19 protein-coding genes are annotated in these 22,570 nt (G+C 73.8%); 13 read left to right on the forward strand and 6 right to left on the reverse strand.

Features of this window, described 5'->3' with window-relative positions; genetic code table 11:
• Window positions 1-8 precede the first annotated feature (8 nt).
• Entirely contained in the window at window positions 9-2,321 is a 2,313-nt protein-coding gene (locus ACPC54_RS22730) for a transglycosylase domain-containing protein (RefSeq protein ID WP_498967143.1), read from the reverse strand.
• A gap of 355 nt (window positions 2,322-2,676) precedes the next feature.
• Between ACPC54_RS22730 and ACPC54_RS22735 the strand changes: the two genes are divergently transcribed.
• The 11 genes from ACPC54_RS22735 to ACPC54_RS22785 all read left to right on the forward strand — a co-directional run bounded on the left by ACPC54_RS22735 (window position 2,677) and on the right by ACPC54_RS22785 (window position 14,003).
• Complete coding sequence (locus ACPC54_RS22735; protein WP_498967144.1) at window positions 2,677-3,474, forward strand: ABC transporter permease; 798 nt, start codon at window positions 2,677-2,679, stop codon at window positions 3,472-3,474.
• The gene (locus tag ACPC54_RS22740) at window positions 3,467-4,312 is read left to right on the forward strand and encodes an ABC transporter permease (RefSeq protein ID WP_498967145.1); all 846 of its coding nucleotides are present in this window, start codon (window positions 3,467-3,469) and stop codon (window positions 4,310-4,312) included. Before ACPC54_RS22735 ends, ACPC54_RS22740 begins: the two co-directional genes overlap by 8 nt.
• Window positions 4,313-4,359: 47 nt before the next feature.
• The gene (locus tag ACPC54_RS22745; protein ID WP_498967147.1) at window positions 4,360-5,319 is read left to right on the forward strand and encodes an ABC transporter ATP-binding protein; all 960 of its coding nucleotides are present in this window, start codon (window positions 4,360-4,362) and stop codon (window positions 5,317-5,319) included.
• A gap of 130 nt (window positions 5,320-5,449) precedes the next feature.
• On the forward strand, window positions 5,450-6,682 hold the full coding sequence (locus ACPC54_RS22750) for a glycosyltransferase family 2 protein (RefSeq protein ID WP_498967148.1): 1,233 nt from the start codon (window positions 5,450-5,452) through the stop codon (window positions 6,680-6,682).
• Complete coding sequence (locus ACPC54_RS22755) at window positions 6,679-7,992, forward strand: nucleotide sugar dehydrogenase (RefSeq protein WP_498967150.1); 1,314 nt, start codon at window positions 6,679-6,681, stop codon at window positions 7,990-7,992. Before ACPC54_RS22750 ends, ACPC54_RS22755 begins: the two co-directional genes overlap by 4 nt.
• A gap of 109 nt (window positions 7,993-8,101) precedes the next feature.
• Window positions 8,102-9,397 carry a DUF445 domain-containing protein gene (locus ACPC54_RS22760; protein ID WP_498967152.1) on the forward strand — a complete coding sequence of 432 codons (1,296 nt, stop codon included), beginning with the start codon at window positions 8,102-8,104 and terminating at the stop codon, window positions 9,395-9,397.
• Window positions 9,398-9,540: 143 nt separating this feature from the next.
• The gene (locus ACPC54_RS22765; protein WP_498967247.1) at window positions 9,541-10,557 is read left to right on the forward strand and encodes an adenosine deaminase; all 1,017 of its coding nucleotides are present in this window, start codon (window positions 9,541-9,543) and stop codon (window positions 10,555-10,557) included.
• A 184-nt stretch (window positions 10,558-10,741) separates the two neighbouring features.
• Window positions 10,742-11,323 (forward strand): toxin-antitoxin system HicB family antitoxin, encoded by a 582-nt coding sequence (locus tag ACPC54_RS22770; protein WP_498967154.1) that lies wholly within the window; start codon window positions 10,742-10,744, stop codon window positions 11,321-11,323.
• Between the two features lie 102 nt (window positions 11,324-11,425).
• On the forward strand, window positions 11,426-12,265 hold the full coding sequence (locus ACPC54_RS22775) for a DUF4097 family beta strand repeat-containing protein (RefSeq protein ID WP_498967156.1): 840 nt from the start codon (window positions 11,426-11,428) through the stop codon (window positions 12,263-12,265).
• The gene (locus ACPC54_RS22780) at window positions 12,265-13,233 is read left to right on the forward strand and encodes an ATP-binding cassette domain-containing protein (RefSeq protein WP_498967158.1); all 969 of its coding nucleotides are present in this window, start codon (window positions 12,265-12,267) and stop codon (window positions 13,231-13,233) included. Before ACPC54_RS22775 ends, ACPC54_RS22780 begins: the two co-directional genes overlap by 1 nt.
• A complete protein-coding gene (locus tag ACPC54_RS22785) occupies window positions 13,230-14,003 on the forward strand; it encodes an ABC transporter permease (protein ID WP_498967159.1) in 774 nt (257 codons plus the stop codon). The genes ACPC54_RS22780 and ACPC54_RS22785 overlap by 4 nt, the downstream gene beginning before the upstream one ends.
• 73 nt (window positions 14,004-14,076) lie before the next feature.
• On the opposite strand, the gene ACPC54_RS22790 is transcribed toward ACPC54_RS22785, so the two are convergent.
• Window positions 14,077-15,048 carry a LysR family transcriptional regulator gene (locus ACPC54_RS22790; protein WP_498967161.1) on the reverse strand — a complete coding sequence of 324 codons (972 nt, stop codon included), beginning with the start codon at window positions 15,046-15,048 and terminating at the stop codon, window positions 14,077-14,079.
• 139 nt (window positions 15,049-15,187) lie between these two features.
• On the opposite strand from ACPC54_RS22790, the gene ACPC54_RS22795 reads away from it, so the two are divergent.
• Window positions 15,188-16,192 carry an NADP-dependent oxidoreductase gene (locus tag ACPC54_RS22795; RefSeq protein ID WP_498967162.1) on the forward strand — a complete coding sequence of 335 codons (1,005 nt, stop codon included), beginning with the start codon at window positions 15,188-15,190 and terminating at the stop codon, window positions 16,190-16,192.
• Window positions 16,193-16,295: 103 nt separating this feature from the next.
• Here the strand turns inward: ACPC54_RS22795 and ACPC54_RS22800 are convergent, their stop codons facing one another.
• The 4 genes from ACPC54_RS22800 to ACPC54_RS22815 all read right to left on the reverse strand — a co-directional run bounded on the left by ACPC54_RS22800 (window position 16,296) and on the right by ACPC54_RS22815 (window position 21,030).
• Window positions 16,296-17,474 (reverse strand): serine hydrolase domain-containing protein, encoded by a 1,179-nt coding sequence (locus ACPC54_RS22800; protein ID WP_498967164.1) that lies wholly within the window; start codon window positions 17,472-17,474, stop codon window positions 16,296-16,298.
• Window positions 17,475-17,603: 129 nt separating this feature from the next.
• The gene (locus ACPC54_RS22805; RefSeq protein WP_498967166.1) at window positions 17,604-18,368 is read right to left on the reverse strand and encodes a class I SAM-dependent methyltransferase; all 765 of its coding nucleotides are present in this window, start codon (window positions 18,366-18,368) and stop codon (window positions 17,604-17,606) included.
• A 24-nt stretch (window positions 18,369-18,392) separates the two neighbouring features.
• Window positions 18,393-19,226 (reverse strand): NmrA family NAD(P)-binding protein, encoded by an 834-nt coding sequence (locus ACPC54_RS22810; RefSeq protein ID WP_498967168.1) that lies wholly within the window; start codon window positions 19,224-19,226, stop codon window positions 18,393-18,395.
• A 241-nt stretch (window positions 19,227-19,467) separates the two neighbouring features.
• A complete protein-coding gene (locus tag ACPC54_RS22815; RefSeq protein ID WP_498967169.1) occupies window positions 19,468-21,030 on the reverse strand; it encodes an immunity 49 family protein in 1,563 nt (520 codons plus the stop codon).
• A 201-nt stretch (window positions 21,031-21,231) separates the two neighbouring features.
• Here ACPC54_RS22815 and fabV point away from each other — a divergent pair, with 201 nt between their 5' ends.
• Window positions 21,232-22,446, forward strand: coding sequence for an enoyl-[acyl-carrier-protein] reductase FabV (gene fabV, locus ACPC54_RS22820; protein WP_498967170.1), 1,215 nt, complete (start codon window positions 21,232-21,234; stop codon window positions 22,444-22,446).
• Window positions 22,447-22,570: the final 124 nt, after the last annotated feature.

A 22,570-nucleotide genomic window follows, 5' to 3' on the forward strand; every position in this document is an offset into this window, starting at 1 on the left:
TCGGGTGGCTATGGCGCGGCCGCCGGGGTGGCGGGCCCGGTGGGGCCGCCGGTGGCGGTGGGCGGGTTGCTGGGCCGCTCGGGCCGGGTCGGGGTGGGCCGGGGGGCGGGGGTGGGCTGGTCCGGGCTGGGGGTGGGCTGCGGGTTCTGCGGGCTGGGGGCGCCGGGGCCGGGTGCGGTGGGGGCGGCCGGGGTGTCGGGGGTGTGTTCGGGGGCGTGGGTGGGGGCGGGCTCGGCGGTGGTGGGGCCGGTGCTGGGGGTGGCGCTGGGGCTGCTGCTGACGGTGGTGGTGGGCCAGTTGCCGGTGTCCTGGTTGCCGCGGCCGTTCTGCAGGTCGAACTGCTGGGTGGGGGTGCCGTCGAGGGCGGCGGTCATGTAGGCGGTCCAGATCTTGGTGGGGAAGGCGCCGCCGTTGATCCGGGTGAGGCCGGCGGTGCCGGCGAGCGGTTCCTTGGCGTGGGTCTTCGGGTTCTCGCGGAACAGGCCCACGGTGGTGGTGAGTTCGGGGGTGTAGCCGGCGAACCAGGCGGAGAGGTTGGAGTCGGTGGTGCCGGTCTTGCCGGCGGCGGGGCGGCCGAGGTCGAGGGCGGCGGCGCCGGTGCCGCGGGGGCTGACGACGTCGCGCAGGACGTCGGTGACGTTGTCGGCGACGTTGCGGCCGACCGCGTCGGTGGCCTTGTGCTCGGGCATCTTGGGGACGTCGACGGCGCCGCCGGTGTTGACGCGTTCGAGCTTGAGGACGGACCACGGGGTGTGCGCCTGGCCGTGGTTGGCGAGGGTGGCGTAGGCGCCGGCGAGGTCGAGGGCGCTGGGGGTGGCGGTGCCGAGGGTCATGGAGGTGTTGGCGGGGTCCATGCCGCGGACGCTGTCGGGGATGCCGAGCTTGACGGCGGTGTCGCGGACGCGGGCGAGGCCGGCGTCGACGCCTTCCTGGGCGTAGACGGAGTTGACGGACTTCACCATGGCGTAGCGCAGGGTGATGTTGCCGTAGTCGACGCCGTCCTCGTTGGGTGGGGCGTAGGGGGTGGGGCCGCCGGTGACGGCGCGTTCGCTGCTGCCGTCGTAGCGGCTCTCGGTGGTGATCGGGCGGCCGTCGAGGGTGTGCTGGGCGATCAGGCCGGCGGCGAGGTCGATCGGTTTGAAGGTGGAGCCGATCTGGTTGTCCTGGCGCAGGGCGTCGTTGAAGGGCTGCTTGGCGTAGTCGGGGCCGCCGTAGACGGCGACGACGCGGCCGGTGGCGGGTTCGACGGAGGCGCCGGCGACGCGGACGTCGGTGTCGGTGGTGGGGCGCTTCTGGGGGTCGAGCTCGTCGGTGAGTTCGTTCTGGACGGCTTTGACGAAGGCGTCCTGCTTGGGCTTGTCGAAGGTGGTGGTGATGCGCCAGCCGCCGGCCTTGAGGGTGGCGGCGTCGATGGTGCCGGTGGAGACGAGGTAGTCGTCGGCGACGCCGACGAGGTAGCCGGCCTGGCCGGAGAGGCCGGTGGCGGGGTGGGGGTCGATGGGGTCGGGGAAGGTGGTGGCGGCGCGGTCGGCGGCGCTGAGGAAGCCCATCTGGACCATGCCGTCGAGGGTGTAGTTCCAGCGGGCGACGGCCTTCTCGCGGTTCGCGGGGGTGGCGTTCTTGACGTCGTAGAGGCTGGGGGCCTGGAGCAGGGAGGTGAGGTAGGCGCCCTGGCCGAGGGTGAGCTGGGAGGCGTCGACGCCGTAGTAGGCGCGGGCGGCGCTCTGGATGCCGTAGGCGCCGCGGCCGAAGTAGCTGCTGTTGAGGTAGCCGGCCAGGATCTCGTTCTTGCTGCGCTGCTGGTCGACCTTGAGGGCGATGAGGAGTTCGCGGCCCTTGCGTTCGACGGTGCGGTCCTGGGTCAGGTAGTAGTTCTTGACGTACTGCTGGGTGATGGTGGAGCCGCCCTGCATGCCCTTGCCGGTGAGGCTGTTCCAGCCGGCGCGGAGCATGCCCTTCAGGTCGATGCCGCGGTTCTGGTAGAAGGTGCGGTCCTCGGCGGAGACGACGGCCTGCTGGGTCTGCAGCGGGATCTGGTCGAGGGCGACGTCGGTGCGGTTGACGGCGCCGGTGCGGGCGATCTCGGTGGTGCCGTCGGCGTAGAGGTAGATGTTGTTCTGGGCGACGGCGTGGGCGTTGGGGTCGGGTACCGGGACGATCACGTAGAGCACGGCGAAGGTGCCGACCGCGAGCAGCAGCAGGCCGGCGAGGGTGCCGAGGGTGATCCGCCAGGTGGGGAGCAGCCGGCGCCAGCGGGGGAGGGCGCGGCGGGCCGCGCGGCGGGCGGCTCGTTTGGCCTGGCGTCGGGTCACGAAGCTCATGCCGCGATTATGTGCTATTTGACGTGCGGTCAGTGTGGGGCCTGGTGGGGGCGGGGGTCGAGGTCAGGGCCGGGGTCGGGGTGGGTGGGGCCGCCGCGGGGGCGGGGTGTCGGCGGCCGTGGGAAAACCGGGTGCGGGCCCGGGTGCCCGGCGGTACGGTGAAAGATGCAAACCGCATAGCGAACCCGTTTCGGCAGCTCCGCCCGTTCGGCCCGGTACCCCCGGGGTCGGCTGGTCGGAGCCGTTGGGGCGTGCGCGGACGTCGTCGGTACCAGCCGGTGCCAGCCGGCACCCACCGGCGTCCGCCCGTCGAGGCGCGCCTGTCCGCGCCCACATTTGTCGATAAGGAGACAATATGCTCTACGCTGCCGTGGCTCGCGGCGCCTTCCGCCGATATTCCACCTACCGGGCCGCCACCCTGGCCGGCACCTTCACCAACACCGTCTTCGGCGTCATCCTCGCCTCCTCCTTCCTTGCCCTCTGGCAGGCCCGCCCGCACCTCGGCGGCTACGACCAGAGCCAGGCCGTCACGTACATCTGGGTCAGCCAGGCCATGCTGGTCACCGTCGCCGTCTGGGGCGGCGGCTTCCAGGACGAGGTCCAGGACCGCTTCCGCAGCGGGGACATCGCCGTCGACCTCTACCGCCCCGTCGACTTCCAGGGCTGGTGGCTGGCCACCGACCTCGGCCGGGCCGGCTTCCAGGCGCTGGTGCGCGGCACCGTGCCGCTGCTGTTCGGCGCGCTGCTGTTCCGCCTCCGGATGCCCGAACAGCCGCTGACCTGGCTGTTCTTCCTGCTCTCCGTGCTGCTCGCGCTGCTGGTCAGCTTCGGCATCCGGTTCCTGGTCTCGATCACCGGCTTCTGGCTGCACGACTCGGACGGCATCCGCTCGGTGATGGTGGTGGTCTCGATGTTCTTCTCCGGGATGCTGCTGCCGATCGCCCTCTTCCCCGGCTGGCTCGGCACGCTCGGCGAGGTGCTGCCCTGGGCCTCGCTCGTCAAGGTGCCCACCGACGTCTTCCTCGAACGGGCCACCGGCGGCCCGCTGGCCGGCGCGCTCGGCTTCCAGCTCGGCTGGGCCGCCGTGCTGCTGGCCGCCGGCCGGGGCGCGCAGTGGCTCGCCACCCGCAAGGTGGTGGTGCAGGGTGGCTGAGCAGCTGATCGTCGAGGACGGCACCGCCGCCCGCGCGGCCTGGGCCGTCCGCTCCTGGTGGCTCTGCGCCCGGATGTGGATGCGCTCGATGGCGGCCTACCGGGCCTCCTACGTCCTGGGCATGCTCGCTGGCATCGCCATCCACGCGCTCGACTTCGTCGTGCTGGTGATCATGTTCCTGCACACCGACACCCTCGGCGGCTGGAGCCTGCCGGAGATCGCCTTCCTCTACGGCACCGCCACCTTCTCCCTCGGCGTCGCCAACCTGCTCGTCGGCTCGGCGGACGCGCTCGGCCAGCGGATCGTCGCCGGCACCCTGGACAGCATGCTCGTGCGGCCCGCGCCCGCGCTCTCCCAACTGTGCGCCGAACGCTTCTCGCTGCGCCGCCTCGGCCGCCCGCTGCAGGCCGCGATCGTGCTCGTCTGGTCGCTGGCGGCCCTCGACGTCCACTGGACCTGGGACCGGGTGCTGCTGGTGCCCGTCCTGCTGGTCTGCGGCACCGCCATCTTCGGCGCGATCTTCGTCGGCGGCGCCACCGTGCAGTTCTGGTGGGGCGAGTCCAAGGAGATCCAGAACTCCTTCACCTACGGCGGCGCCACCCTGCTGCACTACCCGCCGACCGTCTTCGCCAAGGAACTCGTCGCCGGCGTCGTCTTCGGCGTCCCGCTGGCCTTCGTCAACTGGCTGCCCAGCCTGCGCATCCTCGGCCGGCCCGACCCGCTGGGCCTGCCCACCGCCTTCCAGTTCGCCTCGCCGGTCGCCGCCGTGCTCAGCGTCACCGCCGCCGGGCTCGCCTGGCGGGCCGGGCTGCGCGCCTACCGCGGCACCGGCAGCTGAACCCCCCCCGTCCGGGCCTTTCCCGCCTGTCCCGCAGAGGAGTCACCGTGGCACTGATCGAACTCCAGGACGTCCGCCGCAGCTTCACCGTGCGCGCCCGCACCGGCCGGTTCAGCCGGACCAAGCGCGAGGTGCGCGCCGTGGACGGGCTCAGCTTCACCGTCGAGGCCGGTGAGTGCGTCGGCTACATCGGGCCCAACGGCGCCGGCAAGTCCACCACCATCAAGATGCTCACCGGCATCCTCGTCCCCAGCAGCGGACGGCTGCGCGTCGCCGGCGTCGACCCGGCCCGCGAACGCGTCGCGCTGGCCCGCCGGATCGGCGTCGTCTTCGGGCAGCGCACTACCCTGTGGTGGGACCTGCCGCTGCGCGACTCCTTCGAACTCGCCCGCCGGATCTACCGGATCCCCGACCAGCGGTACCGCGACAACCTCGACCGCTGCGTCGGCCTGCTCGACCTCGGCGCCCTGCTGGACACCCCGGTGCGCCAGCTCTCGCTCGGCCAGCGGATGCGCGGCGACCTCGCGGCGGCACTGCTGCACGACCCCCAGGTGCTCTACCTGGACGAGCCGACCATCGGCCTCGACGTGGTCAGCAAGGGCCGGGTGCGGGACTTCCTGCGCGAGGTCAACCGCGACCGGGGCACCACCGTGCTGCTCACCACCCACGACCTGACCGACATCGAACAGCTCTGCAACCGGGTGATGGTGATCGACCGCGGCCGGGTGGTCCACGACGGCGGGCTGGACGGGCTGCACGCCGCCGGGCGCAGCGAGCGGACCCTGGTCGTCGACCTCGCCGAGGCCCGGCCGCCGATCGAGGTGCCCGGCGCCCGGGTGGCCAAGGTCGAGGGGCCGCGCCAGTGGCTGGCCTTCCCGGCGCAGGAGAGCGCGGCGCCGATCGTCGCCGCGGTGGCCGCCCGGTACCCGCTGGTGGACCTCTCGGTGCGCGAGCCGGCCATCGAGGACGTGATCGCCCGGATGTACGCGGAGGTCGCGATCGGCTGACCCCGGGGCCCGCTCGTCGGGCGCGCGTTCGGCCGCCGTCACCGATCCGGGTGACGGACGTGACCCCGTGCGGGCGCGACTGGTTGACCGTGCGTCACCGCCCGCACCAGCACCGGAGGCCCGCCGCCCGATGACCGTACCCGACGTGACCGTGGTGGTCGCGGTCTACAACACCGTGCCGTACCTCACCGCCTGCCTGGACTCGCTGGTCGGCCAGTCCCTGGCGCGGCGGCCGGGGCGGCTGGAGGTGGTGGCCGTCGACGACGGCTCCACGGACGGCGGCGGGGAGCTGCTGGACGAGTACGCCGCCCGCCACCCCGGGCTGTTCCGGGTGGTGCACCAGCCCAACTCGGGCGGTCCGGCGGCCCCCACCAACCGCGCCCTGGACCTCGCCCGCGGCCGCTACGTGCTGTTCCTCGGCGCGGACGACTGGCTCGGCGAGGAGGCGCTGGAGCGGCTGGTGGCGGCCGCCGACGCCTGGGGCTCGGACGTCGTGGTGCCCAAGCAGGTCGGGGTGAACGGCCGGCTGGTGCCGCAGGGCATCTTCCACGCCGACGCCGAGTCGGTGGGCTTCACCGACTCGGCGCTGGCCTGGGCGCTGGCCGACACCAAGCTGTTCCGGCTGGACCTGCTGCGGCGCCACGGGCTGCGCCGGAACGAGGAGTTGAAGGTCTTCTCGGACCAGCCGTTCACCCTGGAGGCCTGCCTGCGGGCCGCCCGGGTGTCCGTCCTCGCCGACTACGACTGCTACTTCCTGGTGCTGCGCGAGGACCGCGGCAACGTCACCGAACGCGCCGGGGTGCTGGACCGGCTGCGCGGGATCGCCGCGCTCCAGCAGGTCGCCGCCGAACTGGCCGAGCCGGGCGGGGAACTGGACGCCATCCGGGCCCGCAGCTTCGCCTGGGACGTGCCCCGGCTGCTGGCCGACGGCTTCCTGCTACTGGACGCCGCGGAGCAGGACCGGGTGTGCGCCGAGGTCGGCCGGCTGGTCGAGCGCTTCGGCGCCCGCGAGGTGTACGACCGGCTGCCCGTCGCCGTCCGGCTGCGGCTCGAACTCGCCGCCGCCGGGCGGCCGGGGGCACTGCGCGACCAGATCCGCTACGAGGCCGCGCACGGCGAACCGCCGGCCGTCCGCGACGGGCGGCGGTACTACGCGGGCTACCCGGCGTTCCGGGACGCCCGGCTCGGCCTGCCGGAGGAGCTGTTCCTGCTGCGCGAGGAGCCGCCCGCCGTGGCCGTCGTGCCGCTCAACCTGGCCCAGCAGCTGTGGCGCGGCCTCGTGCCCGAACAGCTGCGGCGCGGGCTGCGCCGCCACCCCGTGTGGCGGCGGCTCGCCAACTCGGTGAACGGGGGCCGGGGATGAGCCCGGGCGGGAGCCTCGACGTCTGCGTGGTCGGCCTCGGCAAGCTGGGCCTGCCGCTGGCGGTGCAGTTCGCGCTCAAGGGCCACCGGGTGACCGGGGCGGACATCGCGCCCGAGGTCGTCCGCAGCGTCAACCTGGGCGTGCCGCCGTTCCCCCGGGAGGAGGGCCTGGACGAGGCGCTGAAGCGGGTGGTCACCGAGGGACGGCTGCGCGCCACCGCCGACACCGCCGCGGCGGTGTCGGCCTCGGAGGCCGTCGTGCTGGTCGTCCCGCTGGTCACCGGCGCGGACGGCACCCCCGACTTCGCCCTGCTCGACGCGGCCACCGACGCCGTCGCGGCCGGGCTGCGCCGGGGCACCCTGGTCAGCTACGAGACCACCCTGCCGGTCGGCACCACCCGGGAGCGCTGGGCGCCCCGGCTGGCGGCCGGCTCCGGGCTCGCCGCCGGGCGGGACTTCGCGCTGGTGTTCAGCCCGGAGCGGGTCCGCACCGGCCGGGTCTTCGCCGACCTGCGCCGCTACCCCAAGCTGGTCGGCGGCCTCGACGGGCCCTCGACCCGGCGCGGCGCCGAGTTCTACCGCGCGGTGCTGGACTTCGACCCGCGCCCCGACCTGGCCCGGCCCAACGGGGTGTGGGAACTGGCCTCGGCCGAGGCCGCCGAGTTCGGCAAGCTCGCCGAGACCACGTACCGGGACGTCAACATCGCGCTGGCCAACCAGTTCGCCCGGTACGCGGACGAGGTCGGGGTGGACTTCGCCGAGGTCGCCGACGCCTGCAACTCGCAGCCGTACAGCCACCTGCACCGGCCCGGCATCGCGGTCGGCGGACACTGCATCCCGGTGTACCCGCGGCTGTACCTGTGGAACGACCCGGCGGCGACGGTGGTCCGCGCCGCCCGGGAGGCCAACCTGGAGATGCCCGGGTACGCGGCCGGGGTGCTGGCCGGCGCGGTGCCCGGCGGCCTGCGCGGGCAGGGGGTGCTGGTGCTCGGCGCCGCCTACCGGGGCGGGGTCAAGGAGACGGCGTACTCGGGGGTGTTCCCGCTGGTCGGGGCGCTGCGGGCGGCGGGCGCGCGGCCGTACGTCGCCGATCCGCTGTACCGGGCGCAGGAGCTGGCGGCGCTCGGGCTGCCCCCGTACGACGGGGAGCCGGTGGTGGCGGCGGTGCTGCAGGCGGACCACCCGGAGTACCGGGAGCTGGCGCCGGCCGACCTGCCCGGGGTGCGGGTGCTGCTGGACGGGCGGCGCTGCACCGATCCGGCGCGGTGGACCGGGCCGGGGGTGCGGCGGATCGTGCTCGGAGGGGCGTGAGCCGGGGCTCGGCCGGGAGGGATCCCCCCGGGGGTGCGCGCCGAGGCCGCCCGGCGCGTGATCGCCGGGTGCGCCCCCGTCCGCGCCGGGCAGCGGGCAGACTGGCGGAGTGACTGACGAAGCCTTCAGCAGAACCGGCCCCGGGGTCCGGTTCACCGCCGCCGACGAGCTGAAGCGGCGCGGCGTCCGCCGGATGAAGACCATCGCGACCGGCCTGCTGGCCTTCGCCACCCTGGTCTTCGCCCTCTCCACCTGGGCCAAGGCGGCCGGCGCCGGCCCCTGGGCCGGGTACGTGGCGGCCGCCGCCGAGGCCGGCATGGTCGGCGCGCTGGCCGACTGGTTCGCCGTGACGGCCCTGTTCCGCCGCCCCTTCGGCCTGCCGATCCCGCACACCGCGATCATCCCGACCAAGAAGGACGCCTTCGGGCGCTCGCTCGGCGACTTCGTCGGCGAGAACTTCCTCGCCGGCCACGTGGTGCGCACCCGCCTCGCCTCGCTCGGCATCGCCCGCCGGCTGGGCGACTGGCTGGCCGCGCCGGGCAGCGCCGAACGCGTCACCAAGGAGGCCTCCGCCGCGCTGCGCGGCGTGCTCGCGGTGCTGCGCGACGACGACGTGCAGGCGGTCGTCGCCGAGGCCGTCACCCGGCGGGCCGCCGCCACCTCGGTGGCCGAGCCGATGGGCCGGATGCTGGGCAAGGTGGTCGCGGACGGCGGGCACCACGGCGTGGTCGACCTGGTGGCCGTGCGGGCGCACGACTGGCTGACCGCCAACCACGAGGACGTGGTCCTGAAGGTCACCCAGAAGACCCCCGGCTGGACGCCGAAGTTCCTCGACCACCAGGTCGGCGAGCGGGTCTACAAGGAACTGCTGCGCTTCGTCACCGACATCCGGGACGACCCGGAGCACCCGGCCCGCGGCGCCGTCGACAACTTCCTCGCCGACTTCGCCACCGAGCTGCAGAGCGACCCGGAGACCATCGCCCGGGTCGAGCGGGCCAAGGGCGACCTGCTGGCCCGCCCCGAGGTGCGGGACCTGATCAACTCCACCTGGGCGGCCGTGCGCACCCTGGTGATGGGCGCCGCCGAGGACGAGGACAGCGAACTGCGCCGGCGCATCCGCGAGGGCGTGCGCCGCTTCGGCGAGCGCCTGGCCACCGACGCCAAGCTGCAGGCCAAGGTGGACGGCTGGCTGCAGGACGCCGCCCAGTACCTGGTCGACACCTACCGCGCCGAGATCACCTCGCTGATCTCCGAGACGGTCGCGAGCTGGGACGCCGACGACGCCTCCCGCAAGATCGAGGCCAACGTGGGCCGCGACCTGCAGTTCATCCGGATCAACGGCACCGTGGTCGGCGCGCTGGCCGGGCTGCTGATCCACACCGTCGCGGTGGCGCTCGGCGGCTGAGCGTACGCTGGCGACGCGCAGGCACGCGCGTAGCCGAGAAGAAGGAAGAAGGGAACCCCACCGTGGTCCAGCCGGACGGAAGTCGGATCGGAAACCCCACCGGGAACACCGGGAACGCAGGCAGCACCGGGAGCGGCAGCGGCATCGAGGCGTTCATCGCCGGGATGCCGAAGGCGGAGCTGCACGTCCACCACGTCGGCTCGGCCTCGCCGCGCGTCGTCGCCGAACTCGCCGCCCGCCACGCCGGGCGGTCGAAGGTGCCGACCGACCCAGCGGCGCTCGCCGAGTACTTCACCTTCACCGACTTCGCCCACTTCATCCAGGTCTACCTGAGCGTCGTGGACCTGATCCGCGACGCCGAGGACGTCCGCGCGCTCACCTACGGCGTGGCCGAGGACATGGCCCGCCAGAACATCCGGTACGCGGAGCTCACCATCACCCCGTACTCCTCGGTCAAGCGTGGCATCCCCGAGGTCGCCTTCATGGAGGCGATCGAGGACGCCCGGCTGCGCGCCGAGAAGGACCTCGGCGTGGTGCTGCGCTGGTGCTTCGACATCCCCGGCGAGGCCGGCCTGGAGTCGGCCGAGGTGACCGCCCGCCTGGCCACCGAGCTGGGCCCCGAGGGACTGGTCAGCTTCGGCCTGGGCGGTCCGGAGGTCGGCGTGCCGCGGCCGCAGTTCAAGCCCTACTTCGACCGGGCCCGGGCGGTCGGCCTGCACTCCGTCCCGCACGCCGGCGAGGCCACCGGGCCGCAGACCGTCTGGGACGCGATCCGCGAGCTCGGCGCCGAGCGCATCGGGCACGGAACCCAGTCCGTCAAGGACCCGGCGCTGCTCGACCACCTCGGCGAGCACCGGATCCCGCTGGAGGTCTGCCCGACCTCCAACATCGCCACCCGGGTCGTCGAGCGGATCGAGGACCACCCGATCAAGCAGATGGTGGACGCCGGGCTGCTCGTCACGATCAACAGCGACGACCCGCCGATGTTCGGCACCGACCTCAACACCGAGTACGCGGTGGCGGCCCGGCTGCTGGAGCTGGACGAGGCCGGGGTGGCGGGGCTGGCGCGCAACGCCGTGGAGGCCTCCTTCCTGGACGAGGCCGGCAAGAAGCGGCTGGTCGGCGAGATCGACACCTACCTCGCGGGCTGGCAGCGCTGACGTTTCCGCTGGTGAGCGGCTGGTGAGCCCTCGGCGGGCCGCTGATGAGCCGCTGATGAGCCGCCCCGTCGACCTCGGTCGGCGGGGCGGCTCCGTCGTTGGTGCCACACCCGTTCGGGTGATGGTGCCACTGTGGCGCCACAAAAGACTGGCCGTGGCACCATGGTCGTGCCATGCTTGAGCCATGGACCTCACGCCGTACGTCGAAAACCTCCGGAACGAGCTCGCGGTGGCCGCCGCCGCCGGCGGGGACGAAGCCCGCGCGCTGGCCGAGCGGCTGACGCTTCCGCTGGAGTCGGCCACGCGGCTCACCCTGCTCAACGCGCTCTCGGCCGCCATGGGCGAGGTCACCCGCGACCTCGCCCCGGGCTCGGTGGACGTGCGGCTGCGAGGGCTCGACCCCGAGTTCGTGGTGACCGTGCCGCCCGGCTCGGACGCCTTCCACGGCGACGTGGCGCCGGTGGCGTCGCAGACGGCTCCCGTGGTGCCATCCATGGCACCGGTGGCGCCGCCGATGGCGTCGCAGGCGGTGCCGGAGTCGGACGAGGCGGGCACCGCCCGGATCAACCTGCGCCTGCCGGCCAACCTCAAGGCCAGGGCGGAGGAGGCCGCCGGGCGGGAGGGTCTGTCCCTCAACGCCTGGCTGGTCCGGGCCGTGTCCGGCGCGCTGGACGGCGGCAGGCAGGCCGCGCGCCCGGCCGCCGACCTCGGCATGCGTCAGCCGCGCGGCATCGGCGGCCAGAGCTTCACCGGCTGGGTCCACTGACACCTCCGTAGCCCCCGCACCTTCCAGACCCCTCGCACCTTCGACGTCACCCCCGCCCCGACCAGCGGGAACACCCACACGAGCCAAGAGGACGGGACAGCCATGCCTTCGTACGAGACCAACGGACCGATCTCCGTCACCTTCGACTTCGAGATCGGCACGGTCCGCATCACCGCCGGCAAGCGCGCCGACGCCGTGGTCGAGGTCCGGCCCACCAACGACTCCAAGGAGGCGGACGTCAAGGCCGCCCAGCTGACCCAGGTCGACCTCACCGGCGGCCGGCTCGTCGTCAAGGGCCCCAAGCAGCGCACCGTGTTCTCCAGCAAGAAGGGCTCGATCGACCTCCAGGTCGAGCTGCCGGCCGGTTCCGAGGTCCACCTCGACAGCCCGATGGCGGACGTCGTCACCGAGGGCCCGCTCGGCGACGTCCGGCTGAAGACGTCCATGGGCCGGGTCCAGGTCGACCGGGCCGACAGCGTCCGGCTCAAGGCCGACATGGGCGACATCCGGATCGGCACGGTCGCCGGGGACGCCGAGGTGACCGGCGCCGGCCGGATCGAGATCGGCGCCGTCGCCGGCACGCTGACGGTCAAGAACAGCAACGGCGACACCGAGGTCGACGAGGTGCGCGGCGAGCTGACCGCCAACGCCTCCAACGGCCGGATCCACGTCGGCCTCGCCGAGGCGGGCGTGGACGCCAAGTCGGCGAACGGTCACATCCGGGTCGGCCAGGTGGTCCGGGGCAAGGTCTTCCTCCAGGCCGGTGTCGGGGACGTGGAGGTCGGCATCGCCGAGGGCACGGCGGCCTTCCTCGACGTGCACAGCAAGTTCGGCGCCGTCCGCAGCGACCTCGGCGCGGCGGAGGGCCCCGGCGACGCCCGCGAGACCGTCGAGGTCCACGGCCGCACCCAGGTCGGCAGCATCGTGGTCCGGAGGGCCTGATGACGACGAACCCGACGACGGCGGCGGTCACGACCGCGAGCGCCCCGGCGATCTCGGCGGTCGGACTCACCAAGTCCTACGGCGACAAGCCGGTGCTCAGGGGCATCGACCTGGACATCCCGGCCGGCACCGTGTTCGCCCTGCTCGGGCCGAACGGCGCGGGCAAGACCACCACCGTGCAGATCCTCTCCACCCTGATCCCCGCGGACGGCGGCTCGGCCCGGGTGGCCGGGCACGACCTGGACCGGGGTGCGGACGGGGTGCGCAAGGCGATCGGGGTGACCGGCCAGTTCTCGGCGGTGGACAACCTCCTCACCGCCGAGGAGAACCTGATGCTGATGGCGGACCTCCACCACCTCCCCCGTCGGGAGGGGCGGAGGCGGACCGAGGACCTGCTGAGGCGCTTCGACCTCGCCGACGCCGCCCGCACGCCTGCCACCACCTTCTCCGGCGGCATGCGGCGCAAGCTCGACCTGGCGATGACCCTGGTCGGGGACCCGAAGGTGATCTTCCTCGACGAGCCGACCACCGGGCTGGACCCGCGCAGCCGGCGCACCATGTGGGAGATCATCCGGGGCCTGGTCGCCGACCACGGGGTGACGATCTTCCTCACCACCCAGTACCTGGACGAAGCCGACGAACTCGCCGACCGGATCGCCGTCCTGGACGGCGGGCGGATCGTCGCCGAGGGCACGGCCGAGGAGCTGAAGCGGATCGTCCCCGGCGGGCGGATCCGCCTCCAGTTCGCCGACGCCGCCCAACTCGGCGCGGCCGCCGCGCTGTTCGACTACGCCACCGCCGACGCGGAGGCCCTGCGGCTCGACATACCGGGCGACAACTCGGTGCTCACCGTCAAGGCCGTGCTGGACGCGCTCGACAACGCCTCGGTGCGGGCGGAATCGCTGGTCGTGGAGACGGCCGACCTGGACGACGTGTTCCTTCAACTCACCGGGGAGGGTGGGCGATGACTTTGACGATGAACTACGCGGCCCGGGACTCGTTGACCCTGCTGCGGCGCAACCTCAGGCGCGCGCAGCGGTATCCGGCGATGACCTTCTCCGTGGTGCTCATGCCGGTGATGATGCTGGCGCTCTTCAACTACGCCTTCGGGGGCGCGCTCGGGGCGGGCATCGGCGGCGGGAGCTACATCGACTACGTGACGCCGGGCATCGTGCTGATGACGGCCACCTCGGGAGCGGTCGCCACCGCGGTGGGCGTGTGCGTCGACATGACGGAGGGGATCGTCAACCGGTTCCGGACGATGGCGATATCCCGGTCGGCCTTCCTGGCCGGGCACGTGGTCGGCAGCGTGATCCAGACGGTGATCGCCCTGGTGCTGGTGACCGGCGCGGCCTTCGCGATGGGGTTCCGCTCCAGCGCCGGCCCGGTGGAGTGGCTCGCGGCCGCGGGGCTGCTGCTGTTCGTGACGCTGGCGCTGACCTGGATCTCCGCGGGGATCGGGCTGGTGTCGAAGACACCGGAGAGCGCGAGCAACACCCCGCTGCCGCTGACCTTCCTGCCGTTCCTCGGCAGCGCGATCGTCCCGCCGGACTCGATGCCCACCGTGCTGCGCTGGTTCGCCGAGTACCAGCCCTTCACCCCGATCATCGAGACCCTGCGCGGCCTGCTGATGGGCACCGGGATCGGCGCCGTCAGTGCGTGGAGCGCCCTCGGCTGGTGCACGGGGCTGACGCTGGTCGGCTTCTTCTGGTCGCGGAGCGTCTTCTACCGGCGGTGACGGGGGTACGGCCGGTGGATGCGCCACGGCCCGGGCGGCGGAACCCATCCGCCGCCCGGGCCGTGGCGCGCCTTCAGGCGTCGTCCGGCGCCGGCCGGCGGGCGGCGCCGGTCCGGGCGGGCGTCAGGCCCTCCGGGAGCGGGAGGCCGCGCAGCTCGCGGATCAGGGCGCGGACGGCCGGGGTGGGGGCAAGCTCCGGGGTGGTGACGTAACCCACCAGACGGGTGGGCGGGTTGGGGCCGAGCGGGGTGACGGCGAGTCCGGGCGGGGCGCCGAGGAGGGCGGTGGCGGGCATGACGGCCATCCCGAGGCCTTGGGAGACCATCGAGGCGGCCACCGCGTCGTCCTCGACGTCGACGGTCGCGGGCGGAATCCAGTCCTGCTCCCGCCACCACCGCCTGGTGTAGGAGCCGCAGTTCTCCTCCCAGTCGACCAGTGGCAGCCGGCGCGGCTCCGGGTGGCCCTGCGGGTGCGCCAGCGCGTACGCCTCCTCGTACAGCCGGGCCGTGACCAGGCCGGGGACGGGGGCGGAGCCCTCCGCGTCCAGCGTGGCCAGCCCGAGGTCGGCGCGGCCGTCCGCGACCTCACCGGCGGCGCCGCGTCCGAGCTCCCGGACGATCCGCACCCGCGCGCCGAGCCCCGGGTGGCGCTCGGCGAGCCGGGCGAGGACGGGCGGCAACAGGTGCGCGGCGGCGCTGCGGAAGGCGACGATCCGCAGGGTGCCGGTGAGCGGCCCGTCCGCGCCCGCGCCCCGGACCTCCTGCCCCATCGCGGCCATCAGCCGCAGCAGGCGACGGGCGTACCCGACCGCCCGCGCGCCCGCCTCGGTGGGGCGGGCGCCGTGCCGTCCGCGCTCGAACAGCACCGCGCCGAGCTTGCGCTCGCAGCCGCGCACGGCGTGCGAGACGGCGGACTGGGTGGTGCCCAGGCGGGTCGCGGCGGCGGTGAAGGTGCCCTCCTCCTCGACCGCGACCAGAACGCGCAGTTCGTGCGGGGCGAGGTCGGTGGCGGCGTCGGCGGCAGTGCCGGCGGCGGTGTCGGTCATGCGCCGACCCTACCGGCATCCATCGATCCTGCTCATGGAAGCCGCCGTTCCATCGACGCGCACCCCTGCAACGCCACGTCCCCGCTTCCTACCGTGGGCACGGTCACGCAAACAAGCCACCGTCAGTTCGGAGCCTCCGATGTCCCGCCCCACCGCCCGCGCCGTCCACCTCGTCGCCCGCCCCACCGGCGCGGCGACCGCCGAGAACTTCGCCTTCGTCGAGGAGCGGATCCCCGCGCTGGAAGCCGGGGAGGCGCTGGTCGAGAACCTGTACCAGTCCGTCGACCCGTACATGCGCGAGGAGATGGACGAGGGCGGCTGGGGCCTGCACGCCCCGCTGGAGGGCCGGACGCTCGGGCGGGTGGTCGAGTCCCGCGCCGACGCCCTGCCGGTCGGCGCACTGGTCTTCCACCGCCAGGCCTGGCGCACCCACTCGGTGGTCACCGCCGAGCGCGCCCACCTGCTGCCCGTCTTCGACGGCGTCCCGCTCAGCAACCACCTGTCCGTCCTCGGCGGCACCGGCCTGTCCGCGTGGGTCGGCCTGACCAGGGTCGCCCGGCTCCAGCCCGGCGAGACCGTCTTCGTCTCGGCCGCCGGCGGCGGTGTCGGCACCGCCGCCGGCCAGCTCGCCCGCCTGCTCGGCGCCGGGCGGATCGTCGGCAGCGCCGGCTCCGCCGCCAAGGCCGCCCGGCTCGTCGACCACCTCGGCTTCGACGCCGCCTTCGACTACCACGACGCCCCGCTCGCCGACCGCCTGCGCGAGGCCGCGCCGGACGGCCTGCACGTCTACTTCGACAACGTCGGCGGCGACCATCTGGAAGCCGCGATCGGCGCCCTGCGCGACCGCGGCCGCATCGCCTGGTGCGGCGCCGTCGCCCAGTACGACCGCCCCCAGGACCCGCCCGCCGCGCCGCGCAACCTGTACGACGTGGTCGGCAAGAGCCTGCGCCTGGAAGGCTTCCTGGTCCGCGACCACCTCGACGCCCGCCCCGAGCTCTACGACTTCCTCGTCCCGCACCTGCGCTCGGGTGCGGTGGTGGCGGAGGAGACGGTGGTGGACGGCTTCGACCACGTGGTCGACGCCTTCCTCGGCATGCTGCGCGGCGCCAACACCGGCAAGATGATCGTCCGTCTCGCGGACTGAGCCGCCCCGAGGGCTCGTCCGACCGTCTCGGGGCGTCTTCCATCGGCGGTCACGGGGGCGCGGCCGGCAGGGCGTCGGCCGGCAGGGTCGGCCGGTGGAAGGGTCAGCCGGTGGAAGGGGCCGGGGTGCCGCAGAGGGCCTTCTCGGCGACGGCCTGGTAGAGGCGCTCGGTCTTCAGCTTGTCGCTCTTGTCGTACTCGTTGTACGAGAGGGCGAACTGGCGGCTGCCGTCCCGCGAGCCGAGCACGGCGGTCGAGTAGCCGGGGATCCCGCCGAGGTGGCCCCAGAAGTCGCCGCAGGAGAAGGTGTAGCGGATCACGCCGAGCCCGTACTCGCCGCCGAGGCCGGGGGAGGGGACGGTGGCGGTCATCTCGGCGAGTTGCGCCGGGGCGAGCAGCCGGCCGCCGAACAGGGCCGCCTGGAAGCGGTCGAGGTCGGCGGTGCTGGAGATCCCGGCGCCGGCCGCGTCCCCCACGGTCGGGGAGAGCCGGGTGACGTCCGCCGGCCCTTCGGGGAACTTCAGGTACCCGTGCGCGTGCGGGCCGGGGATCGCGGTGGAGGCGGTCGGCAGGGAGGTGTGCCGCAGCCCGAGCGGCTGGATGATCCGCTGCTCCACCTCGGTGCGCCAACTGCGGCCGGTGACCTGTTCGATGAGCATGCCGACGACCACGTAGTCGGTGTTGGAGTAGTGCCAGCCCTGGCCGGGGGAGAAGTAGGGCGGCATCGCGGCGGCGAGGTCCAGGAGCCGCTGCGGGGTGTACTCGACCCAGCGGCCGGTGGCGAGGTACGCCCGGGCGCCGGCCTCGTCGTGGTAGAGGACCTGCGGGTTGTCGAGGTAGTCGTGCAATCCGGCGGTGTGGTCGAGGAGTTGGCGGACGGTGACGGCCCGGCCGTTCGGCACGGTGCCGGGCAGGTACTGCTCGATCGGGTCGTCGAGGCCGATCCTCCCCTCGCCGACCAGCTGGAGGGTGACGGTCGCGGTCAAGGTCTTGGTGACGCTGCCCATCCGGAACACGCCGTCCGCGCGCGCGGGCCGGCCGGTGGCCAGGTCGGCGGTGCCGGCCGCGCCGCGCCAGACGACGCGCCCGTGGTCGCGGACCTCGGCGAGGGCGGCGGTGCTGCCGCCCTGGTCGACCAGGGCGTTCAGCTCGGGCTGCAGGTCGGCGGCCGGGCCGGCGGGTGCGGCCACGGCGGTCGGGGCGACCCCGGCGACGGTGGCGGCGGCGAGGACGGCGGCGGCGATCCGCGCGGCGAGGCGGTGGCGTGTACGGGAGGTGGTCATGCGCCGAGGCTCGCACCGGGCGGCGCCGCGGCACGTCCTCCCGGCGAACGGCCGCCTCTCCCTCTTCTGGACGAGGGCAGACCCGCCGGGTGGAGGACGGGCCCCGCGACAGCGGTGGGACGTTCCCGATCAGCCGTCGCGGCGGCGGGCGAGGTGGACGATGACGTCGGCGGCCACCTCGACCTGGGCCGGCAGGGCCTGCGCGATCCGCTCGAACACCTGCCGCTGCTCGGCGGGCGGCAGCATCAGGTAGGCGGAGACGGTGGAGAGGTGCCCGACGTAGTCCTGGGCGGACATCGTCAACCGGCGCCTGATCACATGCTGTTGGACGTCGTCGAACCGGGCGGACCGCTGGAGTTCCGTCCCGGGCCACAGCATCGCGGCGTCCCAGGGCGTGCCGTCCGGGGACGGGATCTCGTCGGTGGCCAGGAACGGCGCCCGGGCGGTGTTGACGGCCTCCTGGGCGGCCGGGTCGGCCAGTTGGACGGGCCCGCCGAAGGAGCCGAAGACGCCACCCGGCGCCAGCAGGGCGGCGACCCGCTCCCACCGGCCGTCCGGGGACGTCCAGTGCAGAGCGGCGGCCGCGTAGACCAGGTCGTACGGCTGGTCGGGGCGCAGCTCCTCGAAGGTGGCCCGCTCGGCGCGGACGTTCGCCGGGGCATGGCGGCGCAGTTCGGCGAGCATGGCCGGGTCGGGCTCGGTCGCGGTGACGGCGACGCCGTGCTCGGCGAACAGGCGGGTCGCCTTTCCGGTGCCCGCGCCGATTTCGAGCGCGGTCCGGACCGGGCGACCGGCGTAGGAGGCCACCAACGCGTAGAGCGCGGTGGGGTATCCGGGGCGGTAGCGTTCGTACGCTTCGGCCACCGCTCCGAAGCTCAGGGCGCGTTCAGGCATGGGCAGCATCCTGGCACGAGTCCGTTACCGGAAGGAGGCCGCGTTGTCCCGGGCCCAGGTGCGGAAGCTGCGGGCCGGGCGGCCGAGGACGCGTTCGACGGTGTCGGTGACGCGCTCGGGGGAGTGGGTGAAGGACTCCCAGGCGCGCAGGCGGGAGTCGACGAAGGCCGCGTTGCCCCAGGCGGCGGTCAGTTGTTCGCGGGCGACCTCGGGCGGCAGGTCCTCGAAGCGGACCTCGATGCCGGCCTCCTCGCCGATGATGTGGGCGAGTTCGGCGTGCGAGAGCGATTCCGGGCCGGTGATCAGGTACTTGGCGCCCGCGTGGCCGTCCTCGGTGAGGGCGCGGACGGCGACGGCGGCGATGTCGCGCTCGTCGATCAGGGAGCGGCGGGCCTGGCCGTACGGCCAGCGGACGACGCCCTGACGGATCTGGTCGGCCCAACCGAGCATGTTGCCCGCGAAGTCGATGGCCCGGACGAAGGTCCAGTCGAGCGGGGAGTTGCGGATCAGCCGCTCGATCTCCTGGTGGAAGATCGTGGGTGGTTCGTCGTCGGCGAGGTCGGCGACGTCGGTGGAGAGGTAGACGACCCGCTCGGCGTGCTCGGCGATCGCTTCGACGACCGGGCGGGGGTCGATGCCGGGAAGGCCGGGCCACATCAGGTAGACGCGCTCGACCCCGGGCAGGGCGGCGCGGATGCCGGCGGGGTCGGAAAGGTCTCCCGCCACGGACTCGGCGCCCTCGATCGTTCGGTCTGGGTCGCGGACCAGGGCCCGTACGGTGTGGCCTCCTCGAGCGAGTTCGGCCACCACGTGCCGCCCGACACTTCCGCCCGCCCCGATGACAAGAATGTCTCCCATGGCCTGCCGCAACACGGGGAACCGGCGATCTATGCCCGGGAACGAGGAAAGGTCCGATGCCTTGAAGGCATCGGACCTTTCCGATGGAGCGCCAGGCCCGGGTCGCACGGACTCTTCCTACTGAAAGTAGGACGTGCTCTGGTAGCACCGCTGACGCCTGGCGAGGGATCGTGTCCCTCGCAACAAGAAGAAGATTACCAGCTCAGCGGACATGTGACGAACCGGGAGGCAGCGGCCCGCCTCAGCCGCACCCGGCCTCCCGGAGCAGGCGGGCCGGCAGGTACGGGGACTCGACGCGGATCGCCCAGCCCCGGCGGCGGGCGTGGCAGGCGAGGGCGAGGACGCGGAGGTCGATCGTCGCGTCGAGGCCGGTTGGTCGGTCGGCGACGGAGTAGTGGTCGCGGTGCGCCTCCAGGGCGTCGAGGAGCGCGAGGTTGAAGCCGGACTCGTCGCCCTCGACCAGTCGGGCGAGCAGCGCGGCGGGCGGCGGCGGGAAGCCCTGCTCGCCGGCGAACTCCGCTTCGCGCAGCGCCGGTTCGATGTCCGGTTCGGCGCCTCGGAGGTGGTCGTGCAGGGCGCGGCGGTACGCGGCGTGGGCGGAGCGGTCGTGCCGGGTGAGGGCCGGGCCGGCCAGGACGAGCGGGGCCAGGTCCTCGGGGGCGCCGCTGATCAGGGCGAAGTCGACGGCGGCGTGCCAGCGGCCCGGGTGGGAACTGTCGTCACGGGTGGCCGGAAAGGCGGCGGTACGGCCGTCGATGGTCACGTCCACGGTGCTGCCCGGCTCGGCGAGGGCGAGCCGGAACAGGGCGGCGCCGATCTGCGAGGCGCGGCGGTACTCGGCGAGTTGGGCGTCGGTGACGTCGGCGGAGTGCGAGGCGCGGGCCCGGATGAGGCGGGTCTGGTCGGACAGGGCGTCGGCCAGGTCGGCGACGGCGCGGGGGTTGTCGGTGGAGGGGGCCGTCGCCCGCCGGATCGACTCCTCGCAGCGGGCCGCGTAACCCGGGTGGAGCGGGAAAGGCGGGGTGGGGCGGGGGAGTCGGACCGGCCAGGTCACGGCGTCGCGGCCGGGGGCCTCGAAGTTCGTGACGAGGGCGAGGGGGAGGTAGTCGGTGTCGAGCGAGGGGAGCCAGCCGTGCCGGCGGTACGCGAGGGCGGAGAGCGCGAGGGGGAGGAGGGGGAGGAGCGATCGGGGGTGCGGGCCGGAGAGGCCGCTCAGCAGGGTGTGGAGGGTGGCGTCGAAGGCCTCGCGATCGCGGGCGGCCAGGGCGTGGACGGCCCGGAGGGCGGGGTCGGGGGTCGGGGCGGGGAGGTCGACGCCGGTGACGAGGAGGGCGAGGAGGCCGGTGACGAGGTCGTCGGCGGGGGAGAGCGACTGCCAGGTGAAGACGAAGGCTTCGCCGTGGCGGGAGACGGTGTCGGTGAGGACCGCGAGGCAGAAGGCGTCGACCCAGCGGTCGGCGGAGACGGCGGCGGGGGATCCGCCGCCGCCGGGGTCGTAGCTCGTCCCGAAGTTCACGTACGGGAGGAAGACGTGGAAGCGCTCGCGGGGGTGGAAGGCGCAGAAGGAGACCGAGGCGGCGGCTGCTTCGGCGGCGTCGGCGAGGACGGCCTTGGCCTCGGGGGAGTCGAGGGCGGGGGCGGAGACGGAGAGCGCACCGAGGTGGTCGAGCAAGGCCTCGGAGATCAGGGCCCACTCGCGGTCGGTGACGAGGCCGGCCCGGGAGTAGGAGTGGACTCGGCGCCCGATCTCGTAGGCGAAGTCGGAGAAGGGCGAGGGGGCCACCTGGTGACGCGCTGTCCGCATGGGGACGATTGAAGCACCGGCCGGCCTCATCGACCTCCTCGTGCTCCCGGGCGAGTTCAAGCGCTCCCGCGACGCCGCCCGGAGGTGGCGGAACACTCCAAGATCGACTCGTGATCCTTGTTCCCCGCCGCGTCCACGGCCTGCCTCCGCCCTCCCGCAGACTGGCAGGACATGGTGGCCCAAAGACCAAGGACAGCAATCGTGAGCGAGCGCGTTCTCATCCCCCGCAACCGGGGCTTCCTCTTCCTCGACTCCCACCCGGCGGGCTGCTCGCAGCTGGTGGCCGACATGTGGCAGGCCTGCCCCGACCCCGCCGACACCCCCGAGGGTGACGGCCCGGTGGCACTGATCATCGGCTCCTCGGCCGGCTACGGCCTCGCCGCCACCATCGCCGGTCTCAAGAAGGCCGGCATCCGTGGCGTGATGGTCTCCTTCGAGAAGGCCCCGACCGAGCGCCGCACCGGTACGGCCGGCTGGTACCGCACCGCCGCCACCGCCGACCTCGCACGTGCCGCAGGGCGGGACCTGGTCTTCCTCAACGGCGACGCGTTCTCCGACGCCATGAAGGACCAGGTCGCCGACCTCATCGAGCAGCGCTTCGGCGGCCGACTGGACTACCTGATCTACTCGGTGGCCGCGCCCCGCCGCACCGACCCGGACACCGGCGTCACCTACTCCTCCGTCCTCAAGCCGATCGGCGCGGCCAACCGCACCCGGACCCTGGTCTTCGACGGCGAGGGCGCCCCCGAGGTGCGCGAGGTCGAGACCGGCCCGGCCGAGGGCGACGACGTCGAGCAGACCGTGGCCGTGATGGGCGGCGCGGACTGGGAGCGCTGGATCGACCACCTGGCCTGTCGCGGTCTGCTCGGCGAGGGCTTCGCCACCGCCGCGCTCTCCTACATCGGCTCGCCGCTGACCGCCGCGATCTACCGCCAGGGCACCATCGGTGCGGCCAAGGCCCACCTGGAGGCCACCGCCCGCACGCTGAACGACCGGCTGGACAAGACGGTCGGCGGCCGGGCCGTGACCTCCGTCAACGGCGCCGCCGTCACCCAGTCCTCCACCGCCATCCCGGGCATCGCCCTGTACCTCGGCCTGCTGCGGGCCGTCCTCGGCGACCGCCTGGTCCCGCCGGTGCACCAGCTCGCTTCCCTGTGGGACCAGTTGACCGGCGCCGCCCCGCTCGCCCTGGACGAGGAGGGCCGCGTGCGCCTCGACACCTGGGAGCTCACCGACGACGTCCAGGCGGCCGTGGCCGAACGCTGGGACGCCGCGACGACCGACTCCATCGCCGGTCTGGCCGACCTCGACTGGTTCCGCGCCGAGGTCAGCCGCCTGTACGGCTTCTCGGTGCCGGGCATCGACTACACCGCCCCCGTGGCCACCGACATCCCCTGGCCCGGCGCCACCGACTGACCACCCCTGGCGCGGGGGGGGGGGGGGCGGCCCCCCGCCCCCCCCCCCCCCCCGGGGGGCCGGCCCCCCCCCGGGGGGCCCCAAAAAAAACCACCACGCGGCGGGGAGCACAAAGAGAAAAACC

This window comes from Kitasatospora sp. NPDC094028, from assembly GCF_049543595.1.
GTDB lineage: Bacteria > Actinomycetota > Actinomycetes > Streptomycetales > Streptomycetaceae > Kitasatospora.